This is a genomic window from Natronolimnobius sp. AArcel1, from assembly GCF_011043775.1.
Classification (GTDB): Archaea; Halobacteriota; Halobacteria; order Halobacteriales; family Natrialbaceae; genus Natronolimnobius.
The window spans coordinates 593,795-617,148 of the sequence record NZ_JAAKXY010000003.1; the positions used below are offsets into that span (position 1 = coordinate 593,795).

Annotated in this window: 23 protein-coding genes and 1 tRNA gene; 14 read left to right on the forward strand and 10 right to left on the reverse strand. The window is 61.1% G+C overall.

From position 1 onward, the window contains the following. Positions 1-6 precede the first annotated feature (6 nt). Positions 7-1,254, reverse strand: a complete 1,248-nt coding sequence (locus G6M89_RS22860; RefSeq protein WP_206335522.1) for a glycoside hydrolase family 11 protein — start codon at positions 1,252-1,254, stop codon at positions 7-9. Between the two features lie 278 nt (positions 1,255-1,532). On the opposite strand from G6M89_RS22860, the gene purF reads away from it, so the two are divergent. Both purF and G6M89_RS11210 read left to right on the forward strand, forming a co-directional pair. After that, entirely contained in the window at positions 1,533-3,005 is a 1,473-nt protein-coding gene (gene purF / locus G6M89_RS11205; RefSeq protein ID WP_165162122.1) for an amidophosphoribosyltransferase, read from the forward strand. 86 nt (positions 3,006-3,091) lie between these two features. Continuing rightward, complete coding sequence (locus G6M89_RS11210; protein ID WP_165161859.1) at positions 3,092-3,235, forward strand: hypothetical protein; 144 nt, start codon at positions 3,092-3,094, stop codon at positions 3,233-3,235. Position 3,236: 1 nt separating this feature from the next. On the opposite strand, the gene G6M89_RS11215 is transcribed toward G6M89_RS11210, so the two are convergent. Next, positions 3,237-3,800: a DUF420 domain-containing protein gene (locus G6M89_RS11215; protein ID WP_165161860.1), complete on the reverse strand. Its 564-nt coding sequence runs from the start codon at positions 3,798-3,800 to the stop codon at positions 3,237-3,239. A gap of 560 nt (positions 3,801-4,360) precedes the next feature. Further along, positions 4,361-4,445 (reverse strand) — tRNA-Leu (locus G6M89_RS11220). Positions 4,446-4,585: 140 nt separating this feature from the next. On the opposite strand from G6M89_RS11220, the gene G6M89_RS11225 reads away from it, so the two are divergent. From G6M89_RS11225 to G6M89_RS11235, 3 genes are all read left to right on the forward strand, one after another. Then, positions 4,586-5,134, forward strand: a complete 549-nt coding sequence (locus tag G6M89_RS11225) for a multiprotein-bridging factor 1 family protein (protein ID WP_165161861.1) — start codon at positions 4,586-4,588, stop codon at positions 5,132-5,134. Between the two features lie 81 nt (positions 5,135-5,215). Then, positions 5,216-6,148 (forward strand): alanyl-tRNA editing protein, encoded by a 933-nt coding sequence (locus tag G6M89_RS11230; RefSeq protein ID WP_165161862.1) that lies wholly within the window; start codon positions 5,216-5,218, stop codon positions 6,146-6,148. Positions 6,149-6,205: 57 nt separating this feature from the next. After that, the gene (locus G6M89_RS11235; RefSeq protein ID WP_165161863.1) at positions 6,206-8,317 is read left to right on the forward strand and encodes an alpha-amylase family glycosyl hydrolase; all 2,112 of its coding nucleotides are present in this window, start codon (positions 6,206-6,208) and stop codon (positions 8,315-8,317) included. A 44-nt stretch (positions 8,318-8,361) separates the two neighbouring features. On the opposite strand, the gene G6M89_RS11240 is transcribed toward G6M89_RS11235, so the two are convergent. Then, positions 8,362-10,431: a glycoside hydrolase family 15 protein gene (locus G6M89_RS11240; protein WP_165161864.1), complete on the reverse strand. Its 2,070-nt coding sequence runs from the start codon at positions 10,429-10,431 to the stop codon at positions 8,362-8,364. Between the two features lie 123 nt (positions 10,432-10,554). Here G6M89_RS11240 and G6M89_RS11245 point away from each other — a divergent pair, with 123 nt between their 5' ends. From G6M89_RS11245 to G6M89_RS11260, 4 genes are all read left to right on the forward strand, one after another. Further along, positions 10,555-11,616 (forward strand): TrmB family transcriptional regulator sugar-binding domain-containing protein, encoded by a 1,062-nt coding sequence (locus G6M89_RS11245; protein ID WP_165161865.1) that lies wholly within the window; start codon positions 10,555-10,557, stop codon positions 11,614-11,616. Positions 11,617-11,827: 211 nt separating this feature from the next. Further along, on the forward strand, positions 11,828-12,895 hold the full coding sequence (locus G6M89_RS11250; protein WP_165161866.1) for a glucose 1-dehydrogenase: 1,068 nt from the start codon (positions 11,828-11,830) through the stop codon (positions 12,893-12,895). A gap of 79 nt (positions 12,896-12,974) precedes the next feature. Beyond that, positions 12,975-14,213 (forward strand): mandelate racemase/muconate lactonizing enzyme family protein, encoded by a 1,239-nt coding sequence (locus G6M89_RS11255; RefSeq protein WP_165161867.1) that lies wholly within the window; start codon positions 12,975-12,977, stop codon positions 14,211-14,213. 169 nt (positions 14,214-14,382) lie between these two features. Next, positions 14,383-15,534: a S1C family serine protease gene (locus G6M89_RS11260; protein ID WP_165161868.1), complete on the forward strand. Its 1,152-nt coding sequence runs from the start codon at positions 14,383-14,385 to the stop codon at positions 15,532-15,534. 50 nt (positions 15,535-15,584) lie between these two features. On the opposite strand, the gene G6M89_RS11265 is transcribed toward G6M89_RS11260, so the two are convergent. Together G6M89_RS11265 and G6M89_RS11270 are read right to left on the reverse strand one after the other, a co-directional pair. Next, on the reverse strand, positions 15,585-15,779 hold the full coding sequence (locus G6M89_RS11265) for a hypothetical protein (RefSeq protein WP_165162124.1): 195 nt from the start codon (positions 15,777-15,779) through the stop codon (positions 15,585-15,587). 66 nt (positions 15,780-15,845) lie between these two features. Beyond that, positions 15,846-16,433, reverse strand: a complete 588-nt coding sequence (locus G6M89_RS11270) for a hypothetical protein (protein WP_165161869.1) — start codon at positions 16,431-16,433, stop codon at positions 15,846-15,848. 143 nt (positions 16,434-16,576) lie between these two features. On the opposite strand from G6M89_RS11270, the gene G6M89_RS11275 reads away from it, so the two are divergent. Next, the gene (locus G6M89_RS11275) at positions 16,577-16,756 is read left to right on the forward strand and encodes a protein translocase SEC61 complex subunit gamma (protein WP_165161870.1); all 180 of its coding nucleotides are present in this window, start codon (positions 16,577-16,579) and stop codon (positions 16,754-16,756) included. Beyond that, complete coding sequence (locus tag G6M89_RS11280) at positions 16,756-17,193, forward strand: transcription elongation factor Spt5 (RefSeq protein ID WP_165161871.1); 438 nt, start codon at positions 16,756-16,758, stop codon at positions 17,191-17,193. The genes G6M89_RS11275 and G6M89_RS11280 overlap by 1 nt, the downstream gene beginning before the upstream one ends. Positions 17,194-17,609: 416 nt before the next feature. Here the strand turns inward: G6M89_RS11280 and G6M89_RS11285 are convergent, their stop codons facing one another. Then, positions 17,610-17,897 carry a hypothetical protein gene (locus tag G6M89_RS11285; RefSeq protein WP_165161872.1) on the reverse strand — a complete coding sequence of 96 codons (288 nt, stop codon included), beginning with the start codon at positions 17,895-17,897 and terminating at the stop codon, positions 17,610-17,612. Between the two features lie 139 nt (positions 17,898-18,036). Between G6M89_RS11285 and G6M89_RS11290 the strand changes: the two genes are divergently transcribed. Next, positions 18,037-18,807, forward strand: a complete 771-nt coding sequence (locus G6M89_RS11290) for a PHP domain-containing protein (protein WP_165161873.1) — start codon at positions 18,037-18,039, stop codon at positions 18,805-18,807. Here G6M89_RS11290 and G6M89_RS11295 read toward each other — a convergent pair. From G6M89_RS11295 to G6M89_RS11305, 3 genes are read right to left on the reverse strand one after another with little or no spacing between them, the layout of a single operon-like run. Further along, the gene (locus G6M89_RS11295; RefSeq protein WP_165161874.1) at positions 18,804-19,289 is read right to left on the reverse strand and encodes a Mut7-C RNAse domain-containing protein; all 486 of its coding nucleotides are present in this window, start codon (positions 19,287-19,289) and stop codon (positions 18,804-18,806) included. The two genes, G6M89_RS11290 and G6M89_RS11295, sit on opposite strands and share 4 nt — an antisense overlap. A 30-nt stretch (positions 19,290-19,319) precedes the next feature. Continuing rightward, on the reverse strand, positions 19,320-21,071 hold the full coding sequence (gene polX, locus G6M89_RS11300) for a DNA polymerase/3'-5' exonuclease PolX (protein ID WP_165161875.1): 1,752 nt from the start codon (positions 21,069-21,071) through the stop codon (positions 19,320-19,322). After that, complete coding sequence (locus G6M89_RS11305; protein ID WP_165161876.1) at positions 21,072-21,512, reverse strand: DUF5788 family protein; 441 nt, start codon at positions 21,510-21,512, stop codon at positions 21,072-21,074. 144 nt (positions 21,513-21,656) lie between these two features. Between G6M89_RS11305 and G6M89_RS11310 the strand changes: the two genes are divergently transcribed. Continuing rightward, entirely contained in the window at positions 21,657-22,265 is a 609-nt protein-coding gene (locus G6M89_RS11310) for a hypothetical protein (RefSeq protein WP_165161877.1), read from the forward strand. A gap of 83 nt (positions 22,266-22,348) precedes the next feature. Continuing rightward, positions 22,349-23,305: a rhomboid family intramembrane serine protease gene (locus G6M89_RS11315; RefSeq protein ID WP_165161878.1), complete on the forward strand. Its 957-nt coding sequence runs from the start codon at positions 22,349-22,351 to the stop codon at positions 23,303-23,305. The last annotated feature ends 49 nt before the right edge of the window (positions 23,306-23,354 follow it).

Sequence of the window (23,354 nt, forward strand, 5' to 3'; positions counted from 1 at the left end):
GCCGCATTAGACCGCTTCCCACGGATCCCACTGCGTGGCTCCGGGTTCCTGATTTTGGGTCCACCATTGGGCCTCCCAAGTCGACCCGTCGTGCGTGACGCGGTCACCCTCGGTGTAGATCTGGTCAGAGTCCCACGCGTCGGCGTCCTCTGCACTCGAGTCGTCATTGTTTTCGCCGTTGCCGCCGGTATCGCCGTTTCCGGAGTCACCGTTGGATTCGTCTTCGTCGTCGACCGCTTCCCACGGACCCCACTGGTCGGTGCCGGGTTCATCGCCCGTCGTCCACCACTGGGCCTCCCAGACCGTGCCGTCCCACGTGACCTGATCGCCCTCGGTGTACGTCTGGCTCGAGTCCCACGTGTCGCCGTCGCCAGGGTCCTCGCCAGGGTCCTCGCCGGGGTCCTCGACGGGATCGCCGCCAGGGTCTCCACCCGGATCACCGCCATTGCTGTCGGTTTCGCTGAACGAAACGGAGGCGCTATTGCTGCCTTGGTAGCCGTAGGCTTCGACAGCCATAATCTGGTAGTCATGACTCCCCAACTCGAGGCCGGCGCTCTCCCAGGCGTCGAAGTGATTGCCGATGGTGATCGTCCCGCTGGTTCGTGAATTCTGACGGATGCTCCAGTACTGCGTGAACGTCGCCGTCCCCTCGATGGAGGGCTGTTCGATCCGCTCGGACGTGGCGAGATCGTAGGTACCACCGTCGCTCTCGTGGCTGCCGAGTTCCTCGTCGCCGGGCCGGTACGTGCCGTAGTTTTCGATGATGTAGTACTCGACGAGCGGGTCCGTCGTCCAGCCGTAGAGACACAGATAGGAGTTCTCCGTCGGGTTGTGCGTCGCGTCGTACTCGATTGTCCGACGGTCGCCCGGATTCCACCCCATCCCGACGACGAAGTTGCCGGTGTCTTGCCAATCGACGCTGTAACTGCCCGCATCCTCGAGCGTCATCGAGACCGAGTCTTCCGTGTCAGTCCAGAACGACACGAAGTGCCCGTCATATTCGGTCTGCTGGTTCTCGGTAAGCGTTTCCTGGGCGGCAACAGGGGTTGCTACGGCCCCGGCACCGAGTCCCGTCGCCGCGGCGGCGCCGACGGCCTGCAAGTATCCACGTCGACCGATTGCGTGCTGTTTGCCCGTGGTGGATTCGGTTGGTTGATTCTCACCCGGCATGAAGTCGGTCACGCTCCGTGCCACGTCGGTGAGGCTAGATCGGTTCTCCGTCGAATCGTCGCTATCGCAGTTGTTGTTTGTCATGCTGCAACACTTTGTTCCATAGGTTATACTATAAGATTATTCTAGAATGATATGGATATTTATGCGAACGGCCGTCGCTGAAAACTCAGAGCGCCAACCACCTCAGAACTGGATGGCGAACAGTCCAACTGATACACTCTCGAAAAGTATACACAAGTATGGATATATTCTCTCGAGATGACTGCCAGTGGACGCACAAACACGGGGATTTTTATCTGCCGAGCGCCCTACAAACTCCCATGACTGATGGGCGGGGCGAAACTCCCCGGCGAACAGGAATGACCGAGAAGTGCGGCGTCGTCGGCGTCTCACTTGACGGTCGACCGGCGGCACGACCGTTGTATTATGCGCTGTATGCACTCCAGCACCGCGGCCAGGAGTCGGCTGGAATCGTCACGCACGACGGCTTCCAGCAACACAGCCACGTCGAGATGGGCCTCGTCGGCGACGTCTTTGACGAAGACGACCTCGACGTGCTGAATGGCTCTGCAGGAATTGGCCACGTTCGCTATCCAACCGCGGGTTCCGTCGATTCGTGCTGTGCACAACCGTTTTCCGTTTCGTTCAAAAGCGGCTCGCTCGGCCTCTCACACAACGGCAACCTCGTCAACGCCGACGAGATCCGCGACGAACTCGCCGCCGTTGGCCACGCCTTTACCAGCGACGGCGACACCGAGGTCATCGCCCACGACTTAGCGCGTAACCTCCTCGAGGAAGACCTCGTACGCGCGGTCAAACGAACGATGAACCGCATTCACGGCTCGTACTCGTTGACGATCAGCCACGACGACACAGTCCTGGGCGTCCGCGATCCACAGGGCAACCGACCGCTCTGTATTGGCAAACTCGAGGACGGCTACATTCTCGCCTCTGAATCGTCGGCTATCGACACGCTTGATGGGGGTCTCGTCCGCGACGTCAGGCCCGGGGAGCTAATCGTTCTGGAAGAAGACGGGCAGGGCTTTGACTCCTACCAACTCGTCGAACAAGAAAACACCGCTCACTGCTTCTTCGAACACGTCTATTTCGCGCGCCCGGACAGCGTCATCGACGAGACGCTCGTCTACGAAGCGCGTCGAAATCTCGGGCGCAAGCTCTGGGAGGAAAGCGGCGTCGAGACAGACGTGGTCATGCCGGTTCCTGACTCCGGACGCGCGTTTGCCTCCGGGTATGCAGACGCTGCAGGCGAGACGACCGCCGATGGCGAACTCCGTGCGGAGGAAGACGACGGCGTCGAGTTCGCCGAAGGTCTGATGAAAAACCGCTACGTCGGTCGGACGTTCATCATGCCCACCCAGGACGAACGCGAACGCGCCGTCCGACTGAAACTCAACCCGATCAAATCCACAATCGAGGGCAAAACCGTCACCGTCATCGACGACTCGATTGTCCGCGGAACCACCTCCACACAACTCGTCCAGTTGCTCAAAGACTGCGGCGCAGAGGAGGTCCACGTCCGTATCGGTGCCCCCGCCATCGTTGCTCCCTGCTACATGGGCATCGACATGGCCACCCGCGAGGAACTCATCGCTGCCGGCAAATCGACCACAGACATCCGCGACGAAATCAGCGCCGACAGCCTCGCCTACCTCTCGACCGACGCCGTCGCCGAGGTTCTCGAGAAAGAACGCGGCGACCTCTGTCTCGGCTGTGTCACCGGCGAGTATCCCTACGATATTGAGGGCGAAGAAACGGACCGTGACGTAACTCGTCCAGAACTTGGCGGGCAGACGATGTACGCCGACGATTAATCTCACAGCTGTTTTCTACTCGGTCGCTCGTTCGAGCTTCCGCAAAACGTATCAATATTTAAGGAACAAGTCCCCGACTAGGCGCTATGGCGCTGGACGAGTTTCTCGAGGGCGAATCGCTTACCGGACGACAGGCGTTGTTGATATTCTTCGGATTTTTGATTTTAATTATCATCGCCGCATTATTCCTCATCGCGTTCAGTGACGTCTTCCAGAATCTGGTCACATAGTTCAGTAGACGACGTGTAACAGCACGTAGACGGCGATCCCAAGCGAAAACGAAACGAGCCAAAGCGTCGCCGCGTACCGACCGATGCGGCCGTGGCTCGTTTGACGAAGTTCTGCGGGCGAATACGCACTCGCTAGCAACAACGCGTAATAGACCAGCGGTACGCAGACAACGGCCAGGAAGATGTGCACTGCAAGCAGCGGCAGGTAGACGAACTGATACACCGTGTCCGGGCCAGGGAACGGCTGCGGACCGCCAGTTGCAACCAGCCGGTACAGATACAGCACTAGAAACGCCGCGAACAGGCCGAATGAGGCGAGCATCGCGAGCCGGTGGCGGTTGATGTCTCCACGACGAATTGCACGCCAACCAAACGTAATCGTCACAATTGCCATCGCGCTAAGCGCAACGTTGACGTGTGGAATCGACTCAAGGACCCACTCCGGTGCAGCCGGCACGAACGACGGCGGAATTCGCCCGCCTGCAGCCGCAAAGACGACCACGAGCGAGACGACGCTGAGAATCGCTGTGAGCGGGCGAACCCGCTCTCGAGGAACGTACTCCATGTAACAGGGTTCGACTGTGGGAGGAAATCGGTTACTGTCCTCGACAGAGATGGCTGTTAGCTCTTGGGCGTAGTCTCGAGGCAATCGCTCTCAAAGAACTGATCAACGGAAACCCAGCCGAACAGCACTGTGGCTGTTCAGTGTAGTTTCCAGAAGATTATGCGTGGGTGATATCCTCGAAGGGAGATCACCTGCATCGTTGTGCTCGGCGGTTACACCGTGTTTCACGGGTGCAAAGCACCCGTTCAACAACTCGCGGAACCGAAGGTTCCGCGCTCGCCTCGCGTTCCGTGGCGCGTTGCGCCACGTGTGCGATGCGTGGGACCGGATTCGAACTTCCGCCGTTTCGCTTCGCTTACGGCGACATTCGCGATTGGCCATGCCAATCGCTCATCGGCGGACCCCGACGGGACAGCGCCCATTTCCGGGGCAGTCGCTCTTGGGAAGTAGTTTCCTGTAGAAGTTATGCGTGGGTGATGTCCTCGAAGGGAAATCACCTGCATCGTTGTGCTCGGCGGTTACACCGCCTCGCTATTGGTGGACTACGTCCACCCGTGCGATGCGTGGGACCGGATTCGAACCGGCGGACCCCTACGGGACAGCGCCCTCAACGCTGCGCCGTTGGCCTGGCTTGGCTACCCACGCTCGCTGTGTCTTTCTTTTCCGCACTCATTCGTATCCAGTGTGATTATAAAAGCCCTTTCCTTTGTCTCCGGGCCTGCGGTGGGGTCACAGGGGACTCAACGGAGCGGTGATTTCAAATGCATCAGTTGCCAACAGCTACCATGGCTAAATACTCGACCGGTTCGTCTTCCAGTGGCGGTGGAACGAACTGCGAACTCTGCGGTGCCGAAAGCAACTCGCTCCGTCTGGCCTCGGTCGCGGGTGCCGAACTCGAGGTCTGCCCAGATTGTGCGCCCCACGACGACAACCAGAAGCAAAGCGGGTCGCGCGGGTCGGGCCCGGGTGCTGGCTCCGGTTCCGGCGCAGGAGCAGGCTCGTCCGGGCAGAGTGAGGACCAAAATCGCAAGAAGAAGGCGGCACAAAACGTCGCGAAGGCAAACCCAGTCTGGGATGGCGACTCCGAGCACTGGGAGAAAGAGGGCACGAACTACAACGACGATCCACTGCCGTATCTCGTCTCTGACTACGGCGAGAGCCTCATCGAGGCACGACAGGACGCCGGCCTCAAGCGCGAGGAACTCGCCGAGGAACTCGGCGCGCGCGAGAAAGACCTCCTCGCCGTCGAACAGGGTCGCGCAACGCAGGCCGGCATCGGCGGCGGGCTGATCGACGCACTCGAGGAGCGCCTCGACGTGGAACTGGCGGAGTAACCCCAACTGCGGGACGCGACAGGCGACAAGTCCCGGCTATCGGCGAGCAGACTTTTAGTACCGGGCCGCGCAGTCATACCGATGACCGGGCAACGGGCAGCAGCGGAGCCCTACACCACACGGTTCGAGACGGAAGTCACCGCCGTCGACGGACGAACGGTCTGGCTCGAGCGCAGCTATTTCTACGGAGCAAGCGGCGGCCAGCCCGCCGATCAGGGTCGCATCGCAGATACCGAGGTTGTCGACGTCGAGTACGTCGACGGCACGCAGGTTCACGTGCTGGCCGACGAACCCGCGCTTCGGGCGGGCCAGCGCGTACTGTGTTCGATTGACTGGTCGTTTCGAATGTACTGCATGCGCGCACACACCGCGAGTCACGCACTCTATGGCGCGGCTAGAACACTGCTCGAGGACCTCGAGTACGGCGGCCTCGCGTTCGATGGCGAGGACGCAGTTCGAGTGACACTCGAGACGACGACAGCGGTCGACGACGAGACGATGCTCGCACTGAACGAGCGCCTCAATCGCGTCGTCTGGGAGTCCCGACCAGTATCGTGGGACTCAATCCCGCTCGCGGAGGCGCGCGAGCGCGACGACGTTGTATTGACTGACGCAACCGAGGAGAGCGCCCGCAACAACGGGCGCGTGCGAGTCGTGACGATTGGCTCTGCCGACGAGAACGGCAACGGGTCCGGAACGAGTCGACTCAGTGGCGGCTTTACGGTCGGGAACGGCGGTGAGCCGTGGGACGTCGCGGCGTGCGGTGGGACCCACGTCAGAAACACGCGCGAGATCGGCCCCGTTACGATTCTCAGTCGGGCACCGACTGCAGATGGCGCACTCGAGATCGAACTCGCAGTCGGTCAGCGAGCAATTGAACAGCGGACGGCTGAAAAGCGGGCCGCCCTCACCGCGACGCGGACGCTCGAGGCGAGTGTTGACGCCGTTCCGTCCGCACTCGAGCGCGAATACGACCACGACCCCACCGGACCGGAGTCGTACACCGACGACTAGCAAATTCTGACGTAGTATCACACCACACATTTTAGCGTGGCGCGTGAGGCCTCGAGTATGACTGATCGAGACTCGAATTCGGATCGCAATCGAGAACAGACTACTCTCGAGTTCGAAAGCGGCGACGGGTCCTCACATCCCGGCCCCCCGCGATTCGTCACCGTTGGCGAGAGTTTTGTCAATCCGAACGGCAACGACATGGAGACGCGTGATGAACTCGCACCGTGGAATCCGCGCGGTGATGCGTCCTACTCCTGGCACGTCCGCGACGCACCCGCAGACTCGAGTGCAACGCCAACAGCAGCCCCCATCACTGAGTTCGTCCCCGACGTTCCCGGCACGTACACGCTCGCACTCGAGGCTCCCGACGGAACCCACGAGCTAACCGTTCGAGCGTTTCCGGAGGCAGACGAGCGTGCGCCCCGTCCGCAGGTTTCACTTGAGGCGACGGTCACGGACGACCAGATTGCACTCGAGGCAACGGCGACCGTCACCGATGGATCTGATGCAGACCTCGAGGTCGAGTACTACGTAGACGACCGTGACGAGGCGACGATCAGTGCGGACGGGACGATTCCGACCGCCGAGATTACGGAGCCGGTTCGGGTCTACGCCGTCGCCGTCGGCGAGCGTCACTCAGTTCCCGACGCACTCGAGTTGGTGCCCGACGAGAGCGCCAACGCCGGTGTCCGCCTCGAGCAGCCGTTCGAAGCGCCAACGTGGGTCGAAAACGCACTGGTGTATGAAATCTTCACGCGCCGGTTTCCCGATCAGGACGAGCCAACCTTCCAGACGATTGCCGACCGCCTCGATCACCTCGAGTCACTCGGGGTTGACGTCCTTTGGTTAACGCCGTTTCTCGAGGCCGAAAGCGGCTTTGGAACACCGATGGACCGAGGTGGACCCCACGGTTACAACACGCGCGATTACTTCAGCCCGGATTCGGATCTGGGCTCGCTCGAGGACCTTGAGGCCCTCGTCGAGGCCTGTCACGACCGAGAGATTCGCGTCGTCTTCGACCTCGTCATCAACCACACGTCGGAGACGCACCCGTTCTACGAGGCCGCTGTCGATTCCTCCCATCCCGACCACGAGCGCTATCGCGACTGGTATCGCTGGGAGGACACAGACGAGCGCGAGCCGGACACCTACTTCGGCTGGGACGGGATTCCGAACCTCGATCACAGCAACCCGGCCGTCCGCGAGTACCTCCTCGAAGTGATCGACTTCTGGGCCCCGAAAGTCGACGGTTTCCGGACGGACGTCGCGTGGGGCGTCCCGCTTGGCTTCTGGACCGAAGTGCACGACCGACTCACGAGCGCCGACACCGACTTCTTCCTGCTCGACGAGACGCTGCCGTCCGACGTGGACATGGGTGGCGGCCGATTCCACATGCATCACGACGACGTGCTCCACGACACGCTCGAGGCGATTGGCGAGTGGGCAGGCGCTGCAGATGCAGCGGGGACGACTGACGCAGGCGATGCCGACGCCGGGCAGACCGAAATCAAGGCCGAAGCCGGAGCCACCGACGAAGAAGACGCCGTCGCCGACGAATTCACCGATTCCGCGGCGGGCATCGACACTGCGAGTGCCGATGCGATTCTCGAGGCGGTGGCAGAACGCGACCGTCGTGGCGGCCACCCGGACTCGCTGTGGCTGCAGTACGTCGAGAATCACGATACGGATCGGTATCTCACGCAATATGGCCGAGACGCGCAGAAAGCGGCCGCGGCGGCGACGTTCACACTCCCCGGCGTGCCGATGGTCTACTACGGGCAGGAAACCGGCCTCGAAACACGCCGCGAGCCGATGAACTGGGGTGCGTTCGACGACGACCTGCACACGTACTACGAACAGTTGAGCGACCTCCGACGCACACACTCGGCGCTACAGACTGACGCCACACTCGAGCGCATTGAGTACGACACCGAGACGGACGCCGCGGTCGCCTACGCGCGCGAAGACAAAAATGGGACCCGAGTTATCGTTGTGCTCCACTTCGGCGAAGGCGAGGCAACGGTCCGGTTCGACGAAGCAGTCGCGGAGACGGACCTCGTCACCGGATCGACGGTTACTCGGGCCGACACCGCCGCCAGCGAGGGGCTTTCCACCGGCGTCACTGTCGACACGGTCGCCGTGCTCGAGGTCACAGACGCAGACGCATAGTCACGGACACAGAGAGCGATTTTCAGCTGCTCGAGTTAGACCGATTACCGTGTCAGCGGGGGCTCGGTCTGTGACTGGGATGGCTCCTCGAGTGTCACGGCCGTTACGAGCCGCAGCGCGTGGGGCCAGCCAAGCGGCGTTGCGCTGTCGGGCGTCCCGTCATCGAAGAACTGCTCGGGGAGGTAGTTGCCATCGCTGCGGAGCGTTCCGTTGGGATCGACGAGTGCGAGGAGGTCGCGTGCGCGCTGGTCGAACGTCGATGCGGCGTCGTGAGTGTGTGCGTCCAGCAACTCGCTCAACTCGGCGGCGGCGTGTGCGCCCCAGGCAGTCGTCACCGTCCAGACCTTCGGGTCATCCTGATCCTGCACACGCCACGGGTCGTCTTCGAACCGTGCGATGCCCTCGATTGGGCCGGACGGATCGCGGTACAGCCCCTCAAGTGTCGTCTCGAAGTGACTGACGAGTCGGTCGATTCGCTCGGCCGACAGTGTCGTCTCCGGCAGAGCCGCGTACGCGGCGTGTGCCGATGCGAGCGCGAACGTACTCCCGTCGAGGCGGTCATCGAGTTCACCATCAGCAAGTCGGAGCGCATAGCATCCCCGGTCTGGCGTCCAGAGCAGATCGAGCGCCCTGTAGACGGTCTGGGCGCGCTCGGCTGCGTGCTGTCGTTTCTCGGGGTCGATCGGTGCCTGTGCAATCGTGGCGTACGCCTCGAGATAGGTCGCAACGGTGTGTGTAAAGAGCCCGGTCATGTTTTCCCAGGCGTTCTGGACGCGCTCGGGGAGCCCATCCTGCTCGAGCGTGTCATCGAGGCCCTCGAGCGCGCCCAGCAGTGCGTTTTCGACTGCTGCGCTGTTGCTGTCGACGCTCTGGAGATACTGCGCGAGATAGGTCGCGACGCTTGCGGTCTGGTCTGCCTGGTAGTCCGCATCGTCGGTCCCCGTCTCGAGGCGGCCATTCGCCCACCCTGGCGCGATGTCGCCGCTGCGGGGCCAAACGCGATGTGGCCAGGTTCCGTCCGGAAGTTGCGTTTCGGCGTAGAACTGCGCGCTCTGGCGGTGCCACTGCTCGAGACCAAGGTCGACGCGCTGGTCGGCCTCGAGTAGGAAAGAGGCAATTTCGGCGTCGTCTCGGAACCAGGTGTAGCCGTAGCCGCCGGAGTATCGGAAGAAGGGATCGAACTCGGGGCCGGCGATTCGTGCCCCGTTGGACGCACGCAACAGCGAGAGGACGCGGAGGTCCGCGAGTGCGCCGTCGATGTCGTTGTCATCCTCGAGTGCGGTGAGATCCGGCGTGTGTTCACGGGCCTGCACTCGCCCTGCCTCGAGGAGCGACTCACTGGTCGCGTACTGTGAGACGGCGGCTCGAATCCGCTCGAGTGCCTCGAGTCGATCACCGGTCCGAGCGCGAGAGTCAGTCAGCAGTGTTGCAATCGTCGTACTCGGTGTCGACCCGGCGAGGTCGGCATCGGCCAGGACGATTGGACTCAGTCGCGTCTCCTCGTAGCGCCCATCACCGTCGTCGTTGCGGGGAAACTCGACCGGCTCAGGCTCGAGAAGGGTCTCGAAATCGGCCGGCACCTGTCCGCTGATCTCGAGATCACTCGAGGCGGCGACGTAGTTTCGCTCGCGGTCGTGATAGATTTCGATAGCGTCGTCGTGGCGCAACTGGCCAGTCTGGCCGACTCGGCCCTCCGGAGCGAACGCGAGACAGGCCCGTATCGTCGGCTCGGAGAGCGTCTCACCGCCATCAGTGAGTTCGAAGTGTGTGAGGTGGACCGTCCCGACGGTCAGATCGTACTGGGTGATCGTCACATCCTCGAGGTCGTGGACGGTTTCGACGACGGCACTCGCACCGACATAGCGCTGTGTCCCATCCTCAAACCATTGGACGTCGCCGTCGTCGACGAGCCCAAATCGTGAGCGCTCGAGGCCGACGAGGCCACAGAGCGAATAGGAGTAGTCGCTGCTCGAGCCGTCGGGTGTGACGTGAACTAACCGGTCATCGAGTCCCGAAAACAGCCCTGTTGTCGACCGGCGCTCACCGGGAAACTGCCGACCGGTATCGTCGGCTCGCGTGCGTTTAGCGTCGTTGAGGGCGCTGTGGAGTGTCATCGTACTCGCTCGATTGCGACCAGCAGCTAAAAAGATTGTTGTAATAGTAGTTCTAACTTTAAGAGTGGCTGCGACAGCGAATCTTTTTTACACGGCACCCGCACGTTCGATGTACTGACTACCATGGATTCAGAGGGGCTCGCCGGACTACTCGAGCAATTTGGACTCTCCGAGAAGGAGATCGATACGTATCTCGCAATTCTCGACCACGGGGCATCGAAAGCAAGCACCATCGCGGACGCTGCCAACGTCTCGAAGCGGTACGTCTACAGCATCAGCGAGGAACTCGAGGAACGCGGGTTCGTCGAGGTTGATGACCATGCTGTGCCGACGGTCATTCGGCCAATCGACCCCGGAACAGTTGTTGACCGGCTGACCACGAGCGTCGAAGCGATGGAACCCGAGTTGCGCTCGCGGTATACAACAACGGATCAGCCGGCCGAGGAGTTCGAGGTCATCAAAGCCCGCCAGACCGTCCACAAGCGAATCAAGCAGCTCCTGAGTGATGCACGAACGGAGGTGACACTCTCCGTTCCTGCGTCCGTCTTGCCGGAGATTCAGCCAACGCTCGAGCGAACTGCCAACCGTGGTGTGCTCGTCTTGTTGTTGGTCGGCGTTGCAGATGGCGACCACGTTGATCTCGAGTCACTCGCCGGGACAGCCAGCGCTGTCCGTACCTGGGATGCGCTCGTGCCAACGATGTTGACCGTCGACCGTCAGCACGGGCTGCTCGCACCGAGCCAGTTGCTCACCACGTCAACGAGCGACACCAAAGCAATCTCACTCTCACAGGAACAGCTTGCACCCGTCCTCGCCGGGTCATTTCTGGCGAACTACTGGCCCGTCGCCGAAGAACAGCACATCGCGGCTGCTGCTGATCTCCCTGCAACCTACGACGGATTCCGCCATGCTGTCTTCCAGCTCGCGCTTCATCGCGCGATCGACACCGACCTCGAGGTCACTGTCACTGGCGAACCAGTCGGCAACCGGGACCTTCCATCGACGCTGACCGGCACCGTCACCGACGTTCGCCAGAGTCTGGTTCGTCCCGCCACGTCAACAGTCCCTATCGAAAACGCGTTCGAACTCGAGGTCGACGGCGAGCAGTACACTATCGGCGGCTCAGGTGCGTTCCTCGAGGATTTCGAAGCCGATTCGGTGACGATCTCCCAGGTTGAGGACTAGTCTCAGTCGATCTTTTTGTGCCTGCCGGCGTGGTTGGTGTCTGCTCGAGCGAATGAGTGGCTTTTGTTTCGTTCAATTAGTGGCCGGCACAGTAGTTGGATGAGTACACAGAAAGTAGCCACATATGAGGACAGACTCGCACCGTCTCCAGAGAAAATGATTTACTATTAACTGGGTAAATATTTTAACGGCTGGCGTTCTCAGTACCGCTATGAAAGCTATCGCAGTGGAACCGGGGGCTGGCAAACCGGAACTTGTCGAGCGGCCCAGGCCCAACCCAGGACCCGGTGAGGCACTCGTCCGAACCCTCCGCGTGGGTGTCGACGGAACTGACCACGAAGTCATCGCAGGCCATCACGGGGACCTCCCGGATGAAGCAGACCGACTCGTCCTCGGTCACGAAGCCGTCGGTGTCGTCGAAGACCCAAACGGCACCGCGCTCGAGGCCGGCCAGGTCGTTGTCCCAACCGTTCGCCGGCGGCCAAACGGCGTCGACAACGAGTACTTCGAACGCGGCGAACCCGACATGGCACCGGCCGGCGAGTACGTCGAACGCGGCATCGTCGGCGCGGATGGGTTCATGGCGGAGTACTTCGTGAGCCCTGCCGACGCGCTCGTTCCCGTCCCCGAGGCGTACGCATCACTCGGCTTTCTCGTCGAACCGATTAGTATCTCCGAGAAGGCACTCGAGCACGCACTCGCTTCTCGGTCGGCGTTCGACTGGACCCTCGACTCGGGGCTCGTCCTCGGCAACGGCTCGCTCGGACTCATCACGCTCGCAATGCTCGAGATGAGCGACCTCCAGAGCACCTACTGTCTCGGCCGGCGTGACCGGCCAGATCCGACAATCGAAATTATCGAGGAACTGGGTGGGACGTACATCGACTCGCGTGAAACCCCAGTCTCTGAGGTTGCCGACGCATACGAGGGGATGGACCTCGTCTATGAGGCAACGGGCTACGCGAAACACGCCTTCGAGACGGTCGATGCGCTCGCGCCGAACGGGGTGGGCGTCCTCCTCGGCGTGCCCGACGACTGGAACTTCGAGGTCGACGGCGGCCGACTCCACCGAGAACTCGTTCTCCACAACAAGGCCTTGCTCGGGACCGTCAACTCGCATCGTGGCCACTTTGAGGCCGCCGTCGACACCCTCACGCAACTGCCCGAGTGGTTCACCGACGACCTCGTGACCGGCGTCTACGGCCTCGAGGAGTTCGACCGTGCCTTCGAAACCGGTGACGACGTTATCAAGACCGCCGTCGAGTTCTCGAGTCGCTAAGAGGGGCGTGGGTCTCCGCTCGAGACAGTCAGTCGGGAGGATAGAAACTATTACTACCTTTGGAGTAAGTGTTTGGTCTATGGGAGTCAATTATTCAGGTTTGCACGATCCGAACGCGGAGTATACGATGCGGGAACTCTCCGCCGAGAATATGAACGTCACGCGCGAGCGCGGCGGCGGCCGCGATGTCGAAATTACCGACATCCAGACGACGATGGTCGACGGCAACTTCCCGTGGACGCTCGTGCGAATCTACACTGACGCTGGTATCGTCGGCACCGGTGAAGCCTACTGGGGCGCTGGCGTTCCCGAACTCACCGAACGGATGAAGCCGTTCCTCGTCGGCGAGAATCCACTTGATATCGACCGACTCACTGAGCACCTCGTCCAGAAGATGTCCGGTGAAGGCTCGATTGCCGGCGTCACTATCACTGCCGTCTCCGGCATCGAAGTCGCCCTGCACGACCTCGCAGGCAAGATTCTGGACGTCCCGGCCTACCAGCTGCTCGGTGGCAAGTACCGCGACGAGATGCGCGTCTACTGTGACTGCCACACCGAAGAGGAAGCCGACCCAATCGCCTGCGCCGACGAGGCCGAACGCGTCGTCGACGAACTCGGCTACGACGCGCTGAAGTTCGACCTCGACGTGCCTTCGGGCCACGAAAAAGACCGCGCGAACCGCCACCTGCGCGGCCCCGAAATCGAGCACAAAGCGAGCATCGTCGAGGCCGTCACCGAACGCGTTGGCTCGCGCGCAGACGTCGCCTTTGACTGCCACTGGACGTTCTCCGGCGGCAGCGCGAAGCGACTCGCCGAGCGACTCGAGGAGTACGACATCTGGTGGCTCGAGGACCCCGTTCCGCCAGAGAACCACGACGTGCAACAAGAGGTCACGCAGTCGACGACGACGCCGATTACGGCCGGCGAAAACGTCTACCGGACGCACGGTCAGCGCCGACTCATTGAGGAGCAGGCCGTCGACATCATCGCGCCGGATATGCCGAAAGTCGGCGGCATGCGCGAGACAGTCAAAATCGCCAACCTCGCGGATATGTACTATATGCCGGTCGCGATGCACAACGTCGCCTCGCCGGTGTCGACGATGGGCAGCGCCCACGTCGGCGCGGCGATTCCGAACTCCCTCGCCGTCGAGTACCACTCCTACGAACTCGGCTGGTGGGAGGACTTAGTCGAAGAGGACGTCATCGAAGACGGTTACATCGAAATCCCCGAAAAGCCAGGTCTCGGCGTCACGCTCGACATGGACGTCGTCGCAGAACACATGGTCGAGGGCGAAGAGCTCTTCGACGAGGCCTGAGGCGGATTGGTATCGCGACTTCCTAGCTGAATCGCTGCACTGACCGATTTTTCGGAACGAAGTGATAGGGTGGTGTCTGTATCGGGACCGTTCGTCGACAGCAGGCGGTTTAGACTGGATGTGCCTGCCAGCCTGTGACTTAATACCGCCGCCGATGATTCCCGTCCTAATGTCAGACCAACAGGACCGCCTTCCTCGTCGCCAACTCCTCCAGATGGCCGGTATCACTGTCGCGGCAGGGGGCCTTCCAGCGACCGCGTCCGCTGCTGTCTCGGAGACCGTCACCGGGAGCACGGACTCGAGCAGGCACCCCCAATCACTCCAAGAAACGGACGACCCAAACGGAGAGGCCCAGTACGCAGACGTTTACGAGGAGACGATCGACAACGTCGTTCTCGTCACTGTCGGCGGCCCGAACGAGGACGGAGATGTCCCCGAAGACGCGCCAGAGGGGATGGGATCGGGATTCATTCTCGAAGATGGATACGTCGTCACGAACGAGCACGTCGTCACCGACGCGACAGACGTCGAACTCCAGTTTCGAGACGAACAGTGGGCAACGGCGTCAGTCATCGGAACGGATAGCCACAGCGATCTCGCCATCCTCGAAATTGACGGCGATGCTCCCGACGCTGTCGACGGACTCTCGTTCGTCGACGAAACGCCAACGATTGGCCAGGAGGTGCTCGCACTCGGCAACCCACTCGGGTTCGACGCGTCGATCACACAGGGAATTGTCAGCGGGGTCGATCGGTCGCTGCCGAGTCCGACCGGCTTTTCGATCCCGGCGGCGATCCAGACCGACGCGGCGCTCAACCCTGGCAACAGCGGCGGCCCGCTCGTTACCCTCGAGAGAGAAGTCGCCGGCATCGTCTTCGCCGGCGCGAGCCAGACAATCGGCTTTGCGATTGCTGCCCAACTTGCCGATCGAGTCGTCCCCGACCTGATCGACGACGGCGAGTATGCACACCCCTACATGGGCGTCGGCGTACTGCCCGTCGATCCAGTGATCGCCGAGGCGAACGACCTCGAGGAGCCACAGGGCGTGCTGGTCATGGATGTCGAACCTGATGGTCCTGCGGGTGGCGTCTTCGACGCTGCCGACGACGGTGCCGTCACCGGCGATACGGTTGTCCCGACAGGTGGCGATGTCATCGTCGCAATCGATGATGAGCCGATTCCGAATCAGGACCGCTTATCCTCATTTCTCGCCCTTGAGACCGCACCCGGCGACACAGTCTCGGTCGAAATTATCCGCGACGGCGACAGCGAGACGGTCGATCTCGAGCTTGCGGAACGTCCGGATGTCGACTTGCCGTAACGACGCTCTCGAGTCGCGGGTAACGGCTTCGATCCGCTCAGAACACGGTACTAGTCGGTTTCGTCCGCCTGTTCGGCCTCCTCGAGGTCGTCTGCGTCCTCTCGAGGCGCGTTCTGTGTTCCGAGATCATCATCGCCATCGTCAACCTCGTCCGGATCGCGGTCGATTCGCTCGAGTTCGTCTTCGATCTCAGCTTCGTGTTCTGCTTCACGTTCGTTTTGACGGTCTTGATCGTCTTCTGCCATACCTGTGGTTCGGTAGCCGGCGGTTTGGGCCTCGGGCCGTCGCATGCAACGTCGAGTGAGCTATACTCACGCATCCTCGAGTTGGATCGACAGTTCCCACTCTATCGTGCGATCAGTCCCGTCGTTGTAGCTGACGATCCCATCGAACTGATACTCGCCGACGGGGAAACACCCCCTTACAGAGGGATCGTCAGCAATAACGTACTCAGTGTGCATCGATTCACCGGGCTCGAGCGTTGTCGGTCCTTGGTGTTCAAGTGTCCAGTTGAGATTCTCGCTGGTCGAACACGTCGGCTCAGTCTCTGTCGACGGGGCGTCCGGTGCCCGAATATCGTAGAGTAAAATTCCGGCTGTTCCAGCGGTAGCGCTTGCAGTCTTGTAAATCGGGGCCGCTGTGTCCGTTGTGGACTCGCTCCGATTGGTGGTTTCAATCTCGAGGCGCGCGTACTGTGTTGACGTTATTTCTGGTGCGATGACGTCGACGGCGTACTTGAAGGGGAAATCGTCGGGAACGGTGTCGACACTCGAGATTGTGACATGGCGGGAGAGCGACCCGGTAACTCGGTACCTGAAATCGTAGATCGGCCCGAGACAGCCTGCCCCTGCAGCGAGGGCTGTACAGCTTCCAGCCTGCAACACTTGTCGCCGATTCATACAGACGTGTTAGTTGCCAATATAATAAGTCGTGGCTCGTCACTGTCGCGTCCATCGACCGATCAGTCCGAACGCCGATTCGATCCGATTACCCCGCGGACACGAAAGACAGATAAAAGATGCCCCGTTGTGAATAGACAGATATGGACGTTCCGTACGACCTCACCTCGTACGTGCGGGTGTTAAAAATGGCGACGACACCCACCACCGAGGAATTCACGCAGGTAGCAAAAATCGCCGGTGCAGGAATCCTCTTCGTTGGATTCATCGGCTTCATTATCGGCACGATTATGATGTTCCTCCCGGCGGGTGGTGGCCTCTAATGGGTATTTTCGCCGTCAAAACAACCGCGAGCCAGGAACGCACCGTCGCGGACATGATCATCAACCGCGAAGAGCCAGAGATTCACGCCGCGCTCGCACCCGACTCGCTCACGTCGTACGTGATGGTCGAAGCCGAAGGCGATGCGGCCTTGAATCGCGTGCTCGAGGATATCCCACACGCGCGTAGCATCGTCCCTGGCGAATCCGACATTTCCGAGGTTGAGCATTTCCTCTCGCCAAAACCAGACGTCGAGGGAATCGCAGAGGGTGACATCGTCGAACTCATCGCTGGCCCGTTCAAAGGCGAGAAAGCACAGGTACAGCGCATCGACGAAGGCAAAGATCAGGTGACCGTCGAACTGTACGAGGCGACGGTTCCGATCCCAGTGACGGTTCGGGGCGACCAGATTCGAGTGCTCGACAGCGACGAGCGATAGCGAGTCGGAAAGTTTTATACTAAATTTTGCAAGGAGCGGTGCCGACGCGAAGCGAGGCACCCGACGACGTAAAATTTAGCCACGTGACGGTTCGGGGCGACCAGATTCGAGTGCTCGACAGCGACGAGCGATAGCGAGTCGGAAAGTTTTATACTAAATTTTGCAAGGAGCGGTGCCGACGCGAAGCGAGGCACCCGACGACGTAAAATTTAGCCACGTGACGGTTCGGGGCGACCAGATTCGAGTGCTCGACAGCGACGAGCGATAGCGAGTGTACTTTTATACTACATTTTGCACGGAGCGGTTCAGAGCGGAGCGATGGACCCCGACGGCGTGAACTGTAGCTACGTCGACAGCAGAACCGCTCGATGAGTAACCGGGCAACTCGAGTGCGAGTCGGCCTGTCCGACGACGCGTTAGCGTTTCAACTCGGTGGCGATCGCTTCCAGATCTGCTTCGGTTTCGATCTCCTCGAGGAGTGCTTCCCGGTTGCGAACATCCGCAGAGTCCGCGCCGTAGGCACGGACGTATTCGGCGCGACTGTGCTCGGTGAAGGTGTGTCGGATCGCGAGGTAGCCATCGGGGACGACAGTGCCACAGACTTTACACTCTGGCCGTTCGTGCTCGGTTGCCTGATGGATAATCGCCGACTCGACGTCCTCGAACACCGAACCACAGCCGCTGATTCCGCATTCCCAGGCCATTCGATCGAAACATCTCGGTGCTGGCCTAATGGTCTTTTCGCAGTCATTGTGTCCGAGTCAACACGTTCGGTCGACCGCCTCGAGCATGAAATCGAACCCATAAGGAATCAGAACCCATAACTCTCCGGTCTCGAAACGGATGGGCGTGAGTGACGGCGTGACGACTCTAGTCGATTGCCATGTGAAGGTCCTCTCGGAGGGCGTTGTCGAGCGAGCGAAGCAAGCTGGACTCGATGTACTCGTCTATGCACCCCATTTCACTCGGTTGCCCGAAATCCGCGACCAGGCGGCGGCCTACTCCGATGAGGACCTTCTCGTCGTCCCCGCACGCGAAGTGTTCACTGGGACGTGGCGAAACCGCAAGCACGTCCTCGCCGTCGGGCTTACCGACCCTGTACCGGATTTCATCTCGCTCGAGGCGGCGATGACGGAGTTCGAGCGACAGGACGCAGCCGTACTCGTGCCACATCCGACGTTTGCGACCGTCTGTCTGTCTGAAAGCGACATCGCCCGGTACGCAGAGACAATTGATGCACTCGAGACGTTCAATCCGAAACACCTTCCCTTTCATAACCGTCGTGCCCAGGCGCTTGCCAACGAGCACGAGTTAGCACCGTTTACGTCCTCATACGCGCACCTCACGCGGACAGCGGGGGCCGCCTATACAGCCTTCGAAGCCGAAATCAACAGTGAAGACGACCTCTGTGGGGCACTGACAAATCCTGCGCCACGACAGATCGTTCATCAGGACGGCCTCGAGCGATGGATTACAACGGCGAGTGAACTGGCCCACCTCGGCTACGAAAATACCTGGAAAAAGGTGGATCGACTGTTTCTGTCGGGAACTGAGCCAACCCATCCAAACCACATCGCCTACGACGGCCGATTCGACGACGTTTCTGTGTACTAACCTTCGTCGTTCGACTCCGCTATCCCACTCGAGACCTGCGCGAGCGTCTGTTCGACACGATCCCAGTGACTGCCACGCCAGAAGTGGTGGCCACAGTCCTGGCAGCGCCACACGGAGAACTCTTCCGGAGTGGGCGCGTATGCAGGCGTTGGTGCGTCGGATTCGACTGCCTCGAGCGAGCCGTTACACCGGCCACACAGCCGGGGTTCAGCCGGCAGTTCGAGGGAAACGCCGGCCGAAGCGAGTTCTGCGAGTTGAGCCTCGACGTTATGCTCCTCGAGCAGAATCGAGCCAGGAGACTCCGCGGCTCGAGTTGCGAGTTCAACATCTCTCGTGACGAGCGTTCGGCCCTCTTCGCGGGCGAGTGCTAGCAGGACGTCGTCTGCCTCGAGGCCACGGTCACCCGCGTAGACGGTGTCATGGTTGCACATTCGCAGGTAGGCGACAAGGCCGCCGCACATGACATCGAGGAGGAGTCGCATGATTGGTGGGAAAGGACGGAGAAACGGCCGTCAGTGCAAGAACTCGCGTAGCTCCTCGAGTTCCCAGGTGTTGATCACGTCTGCAGGCTCGGCCCAGCCGCGCCGAGCGGTATGGACACCCCAGCGCATGTACTCGAGCGTCGAGGGCTGGTGGGCATCCGTGTTGATCGAAATCGGCGCTCCCTCCTCGAGAGCCGCCTGAACGGCGCTGCCCCACAGATCCAGCCGGCGAGGATTCGCGTTGATCTCGAGCGCGGTGTCGTGTTCCGCGGCTGCCCGTCCGAGCGCGGTGGCATCAAACTCGAGTCCCGAACGCTCGTTGAGCATGCGCCCGCTCGGGTGGCCGAGTACGTCGACCGCAGGATTTTCGACGGCGGTGACGAGCCGCTCGGTTGCGGTTTCGGCGTCCTGATCGAGCGCGCTGTGGGGCGAGGCGACGATCACGTCGAGTGCGTCGATTACCTCCTCAGTGAGCCCGATTTCGCCCGTAGCGTCGACGTTGGCTTCAATCCCGGCTAAGACCTCGATATCGGCTGCAGCGGCGACCTCACGGATCTGCTCGACTTGCTCGAGAATTTCGGTGTCTGAGAGCCCCATCCCCCCGACGATTCCGGGGCCTTCAGCGTGGTCGGCGACGCCATAGAACTCGTACCCCATGTCAGCAGCGGCCTCGACCATCGACTTGATGGGTGTGTTGCCGTCGGACCACTCGGTGTGGGTGTGGAGGTCGCCGCGGATGTCCTCGCGCGTGATGAGATCAGGGAGGGCGTCGGCTTCAGCGGCCGCAATTTCGCCGCGGTCCTCGCGCAGTTCCGGCGGAATCCACGGCAGGCCGAGTGATTCGTACATGCCTTCCTCAGTCTCGCCTGCGACGCGATCACCGACGCGTTGGCCTGCTTCGTGATCGGCGACATCTCTCACGTCGAAGGCACCATACTCGTTCAGCTTCATCCCGCGGTCAATCGCGTAGTTGCGAAGCGTGACGTTGTGATCCTTGCTGCCCGTAAAGTACTGGAGTGCGGAGCCGAACTCCTCGGGGACAACGACGCGCAGGTCGACTCGAATCTCGCCAACGCGGACGCTCGCCTTTTCCGGACCGGACTCGATCTCGCTGTCGACGGAATCCCACGCTGTGAACGCCTCGATTACGTCCTCGCCAGCATTCGTGCCAACCAAGACGTCTACGTCGCCGATTGTCTCCCGCCAGCGCCGGATCGAACCCGCGACCTCACAGCGTTCGACTGACTCGAGTCCGGACAGAAACGCGAGCACGTCGTCGGCGAGCGGACGCCCCTCACCAAGCAGGTGGCGTTGGCCGACCTCACGGGCGAATTCGAGGTTCTCGCGGATGTTTTCCTCGGTCTTCGGACCGAAGCCTTTGATCTCCTGAATCTCGCTCGCTTCAGCGGCTTCCTCGAGATCGTCGAGCGTTTCGATCCCGAGTTCACGGTACAGTTTGCCCGCGGTTTTCGGGCCGACGCCTTCGATGCGCGTGATATCAGCGATGTCGATTGGCAACTCGGCGCGAAGCTCCTCGAGTTCCGCGATGGTCCCCGTGTCGACATACTCGACGATTTTCGAGGAGATGGCGTTGCCAACGCCGTCGATCTCCTCGAGAACCTCCTCGTCGCCGCGTCCGATCCGGTCGGCAATCGGGACGGGATGGGCTTGGATGTTTTCTGCGGCGCGGCGATACGCACGCGGTTTGTACTCGACGTCGTCGGCCTCGAGTAAGTCCGCAAACTCCTCGAATCGGCCGGCGATCTCGGCGTTGGTCGCCATCTAGCGTCCCCTCCGTGTGGCCGCGTCGTCGTCCTGTCCCAGCGCCTTCTTGAGAAACGACATCCAGCGTTTCGTATCGGCGGCTTGCTGTGCCTTCTGTTCGCGCTCGAGGTTCGTCGGGCCGAGGCTCTCTAAGGCATTCAGCGCGCGGTCGATGCCGATGATACTCCCGGCGAGTTCCTCGCCTTTCTCGCGGGAGATATCACCCTCTTCGATTAACTCGAGGCGCTCGTTGCGTTCACGCCGCAGGTTCTGTTTTGCTTGCTCGACGCGGTCGCGTTCGCCGGCCGGCACCGTCTCGCGGCGCTTGATCTCGAAGACAAACGTCCGGAGGTCGATTGCCTCGCCCTGGACCTCGATGGTCTCCGGGATGTCCGCACCGACGGTCGCACCGTCGCGCTCGACGCGCTCGAGCAACTGCTTGCGCTCGTATGCTTGCACATCTCGATATGGGTGCCGCGGAGCCAAAAGTGTACAGTCCGTGGTCGACTGGCGGACTCGACGTCTCGTGACGTGACTCGAGAAACCAGTCGTCGAGAGATGAAAGACAGAACTGCTTTAGTGTTCGTCGAGAAACAATAACCAATGGCTGATCCCGGGGACCGCAGAGACGACACCGTCACTGGCGTACATGCGGGAACCGGACCAAGCCGCGGATATGACGCGTTTGATCTGAAGGTGTTCGTCGCAGGCGCGCTCCTCATCGGCGTCGCTATCGGCGCGGTCGCTGCCGGTGGCCTGTCGATTTTGGATGAGACACCAGCAGATCCCGAGATCGAATCCGTCGAAATCCTTGAGGCCGGGTGTTACGACGACGTGAACCCCTATTCGATGTCAAGCAGTAGCGGCGTCTGGGTCGGGGTAATCAACGAAACCTCGACACAGACCGAGGTCTCCGCCCAGATTCGGCGACCGTCTCCGGATGATGCGACAGTTGCTACGTACCGCGTCGACGTTGCGACGCACAACACGTCGGTCGAGGACGATGAGTGTCCTGGCCGCATCATCTACCGAGTCGAGTATGACACACCGTATCCTGATGCTGCAGACGCACTGCGGACCGAACGGTACGTCGACGGTGACCTCCGCGGGTGCGGGAGTTCAACCAGCGGCCCGGAGACTGGGTGTGGTGTTTTCTACGAGGACCAGCCGACGCACTACTCCAACGGAACTGTCACCGACGAACCGCTGTAAGTCGTTCGTCACCGCTCGGTGGCTCTCGCAGCGGGCACGACGAACCCCAAATCCCTTAGCGGTGCCACACATACCCCCGGGCAATGGCCAAGTGCGACGCGTGTGGAAAAAACGAAAATATGCCGTACAACTGCCGCCACTGCGGCGGCACGTACTGCGGTGACCACCGGCTGCCGGAGAATCACAACTGCACCGGCCTCGAGAACTGGAACGACCCGAAAGGCGTCTTCGATAGCGGGTTCGACGACAGCGTACAGGCAGGCTCGAGTGCGTCAAAATCGACGTCACAGAAGGTCCTCGATGCCGTTCCAATCGACACTGGACCGGGTGGCCCACTGGCGTACTTCCGCGGCAATGCAACCTACACAATTCTCCTGCTGATCTGGATTACGTGGGTCGCTCAGATACTCGTAGCGACCTTGGGTGGCACAAATCTTTACCGCGCGCTGTTCGTGCTTACGCCCCAGAATCCGGAGTTCGTCTGGACGTGGGTCACGTCGACGTTTTCACACGCGCTGCCGCCTAACATCTTCCACATCGTCTTCAACAGCATCGTGATATTCTTCTTCGGCCCGCTCGTCGAGCGCTACGTCGGCTCGAAGAAGTTTGCGATTCTGTTCGTCGTCAGCGGTGCGCTTGCTGGTCTCGGACAGGTTGCAATTCAGATCACACAGGGCCTTGCAGAGACCCCCTTCGGCGGCGTCGTTGGAGCCAGCGGTGCTGCGCTCGCGATTATGGGCGTTATCACCGTTCTCAACCCGAACCTTCGGGTCTACCTCATGATGATTATCCCGATGCCGCTGTGGGCGCTCACCGCCGGTGTCGCGTTCATCAGTATCTTCTTCGTTGGGACAGGCGGTGGCGGAGATATCGCACACGCAGCCCACCTCATCGGACTGGTCATCGGGCTTGCCTACGGTGAGTACATCAAGCGAACCAAAAATATCCGAACCCCAAGCCAGCTGCAACTCGGTGGTGGCGGTGGCGGAGGCCCCGGCGGTCCAGGCGGCCCGGGCGGTCCCGGCCGTCGTCGCTTCTAACCGCTCGAGCATATCGTTTGCAACCCAACAACTGATTTTCTCCCGGTCA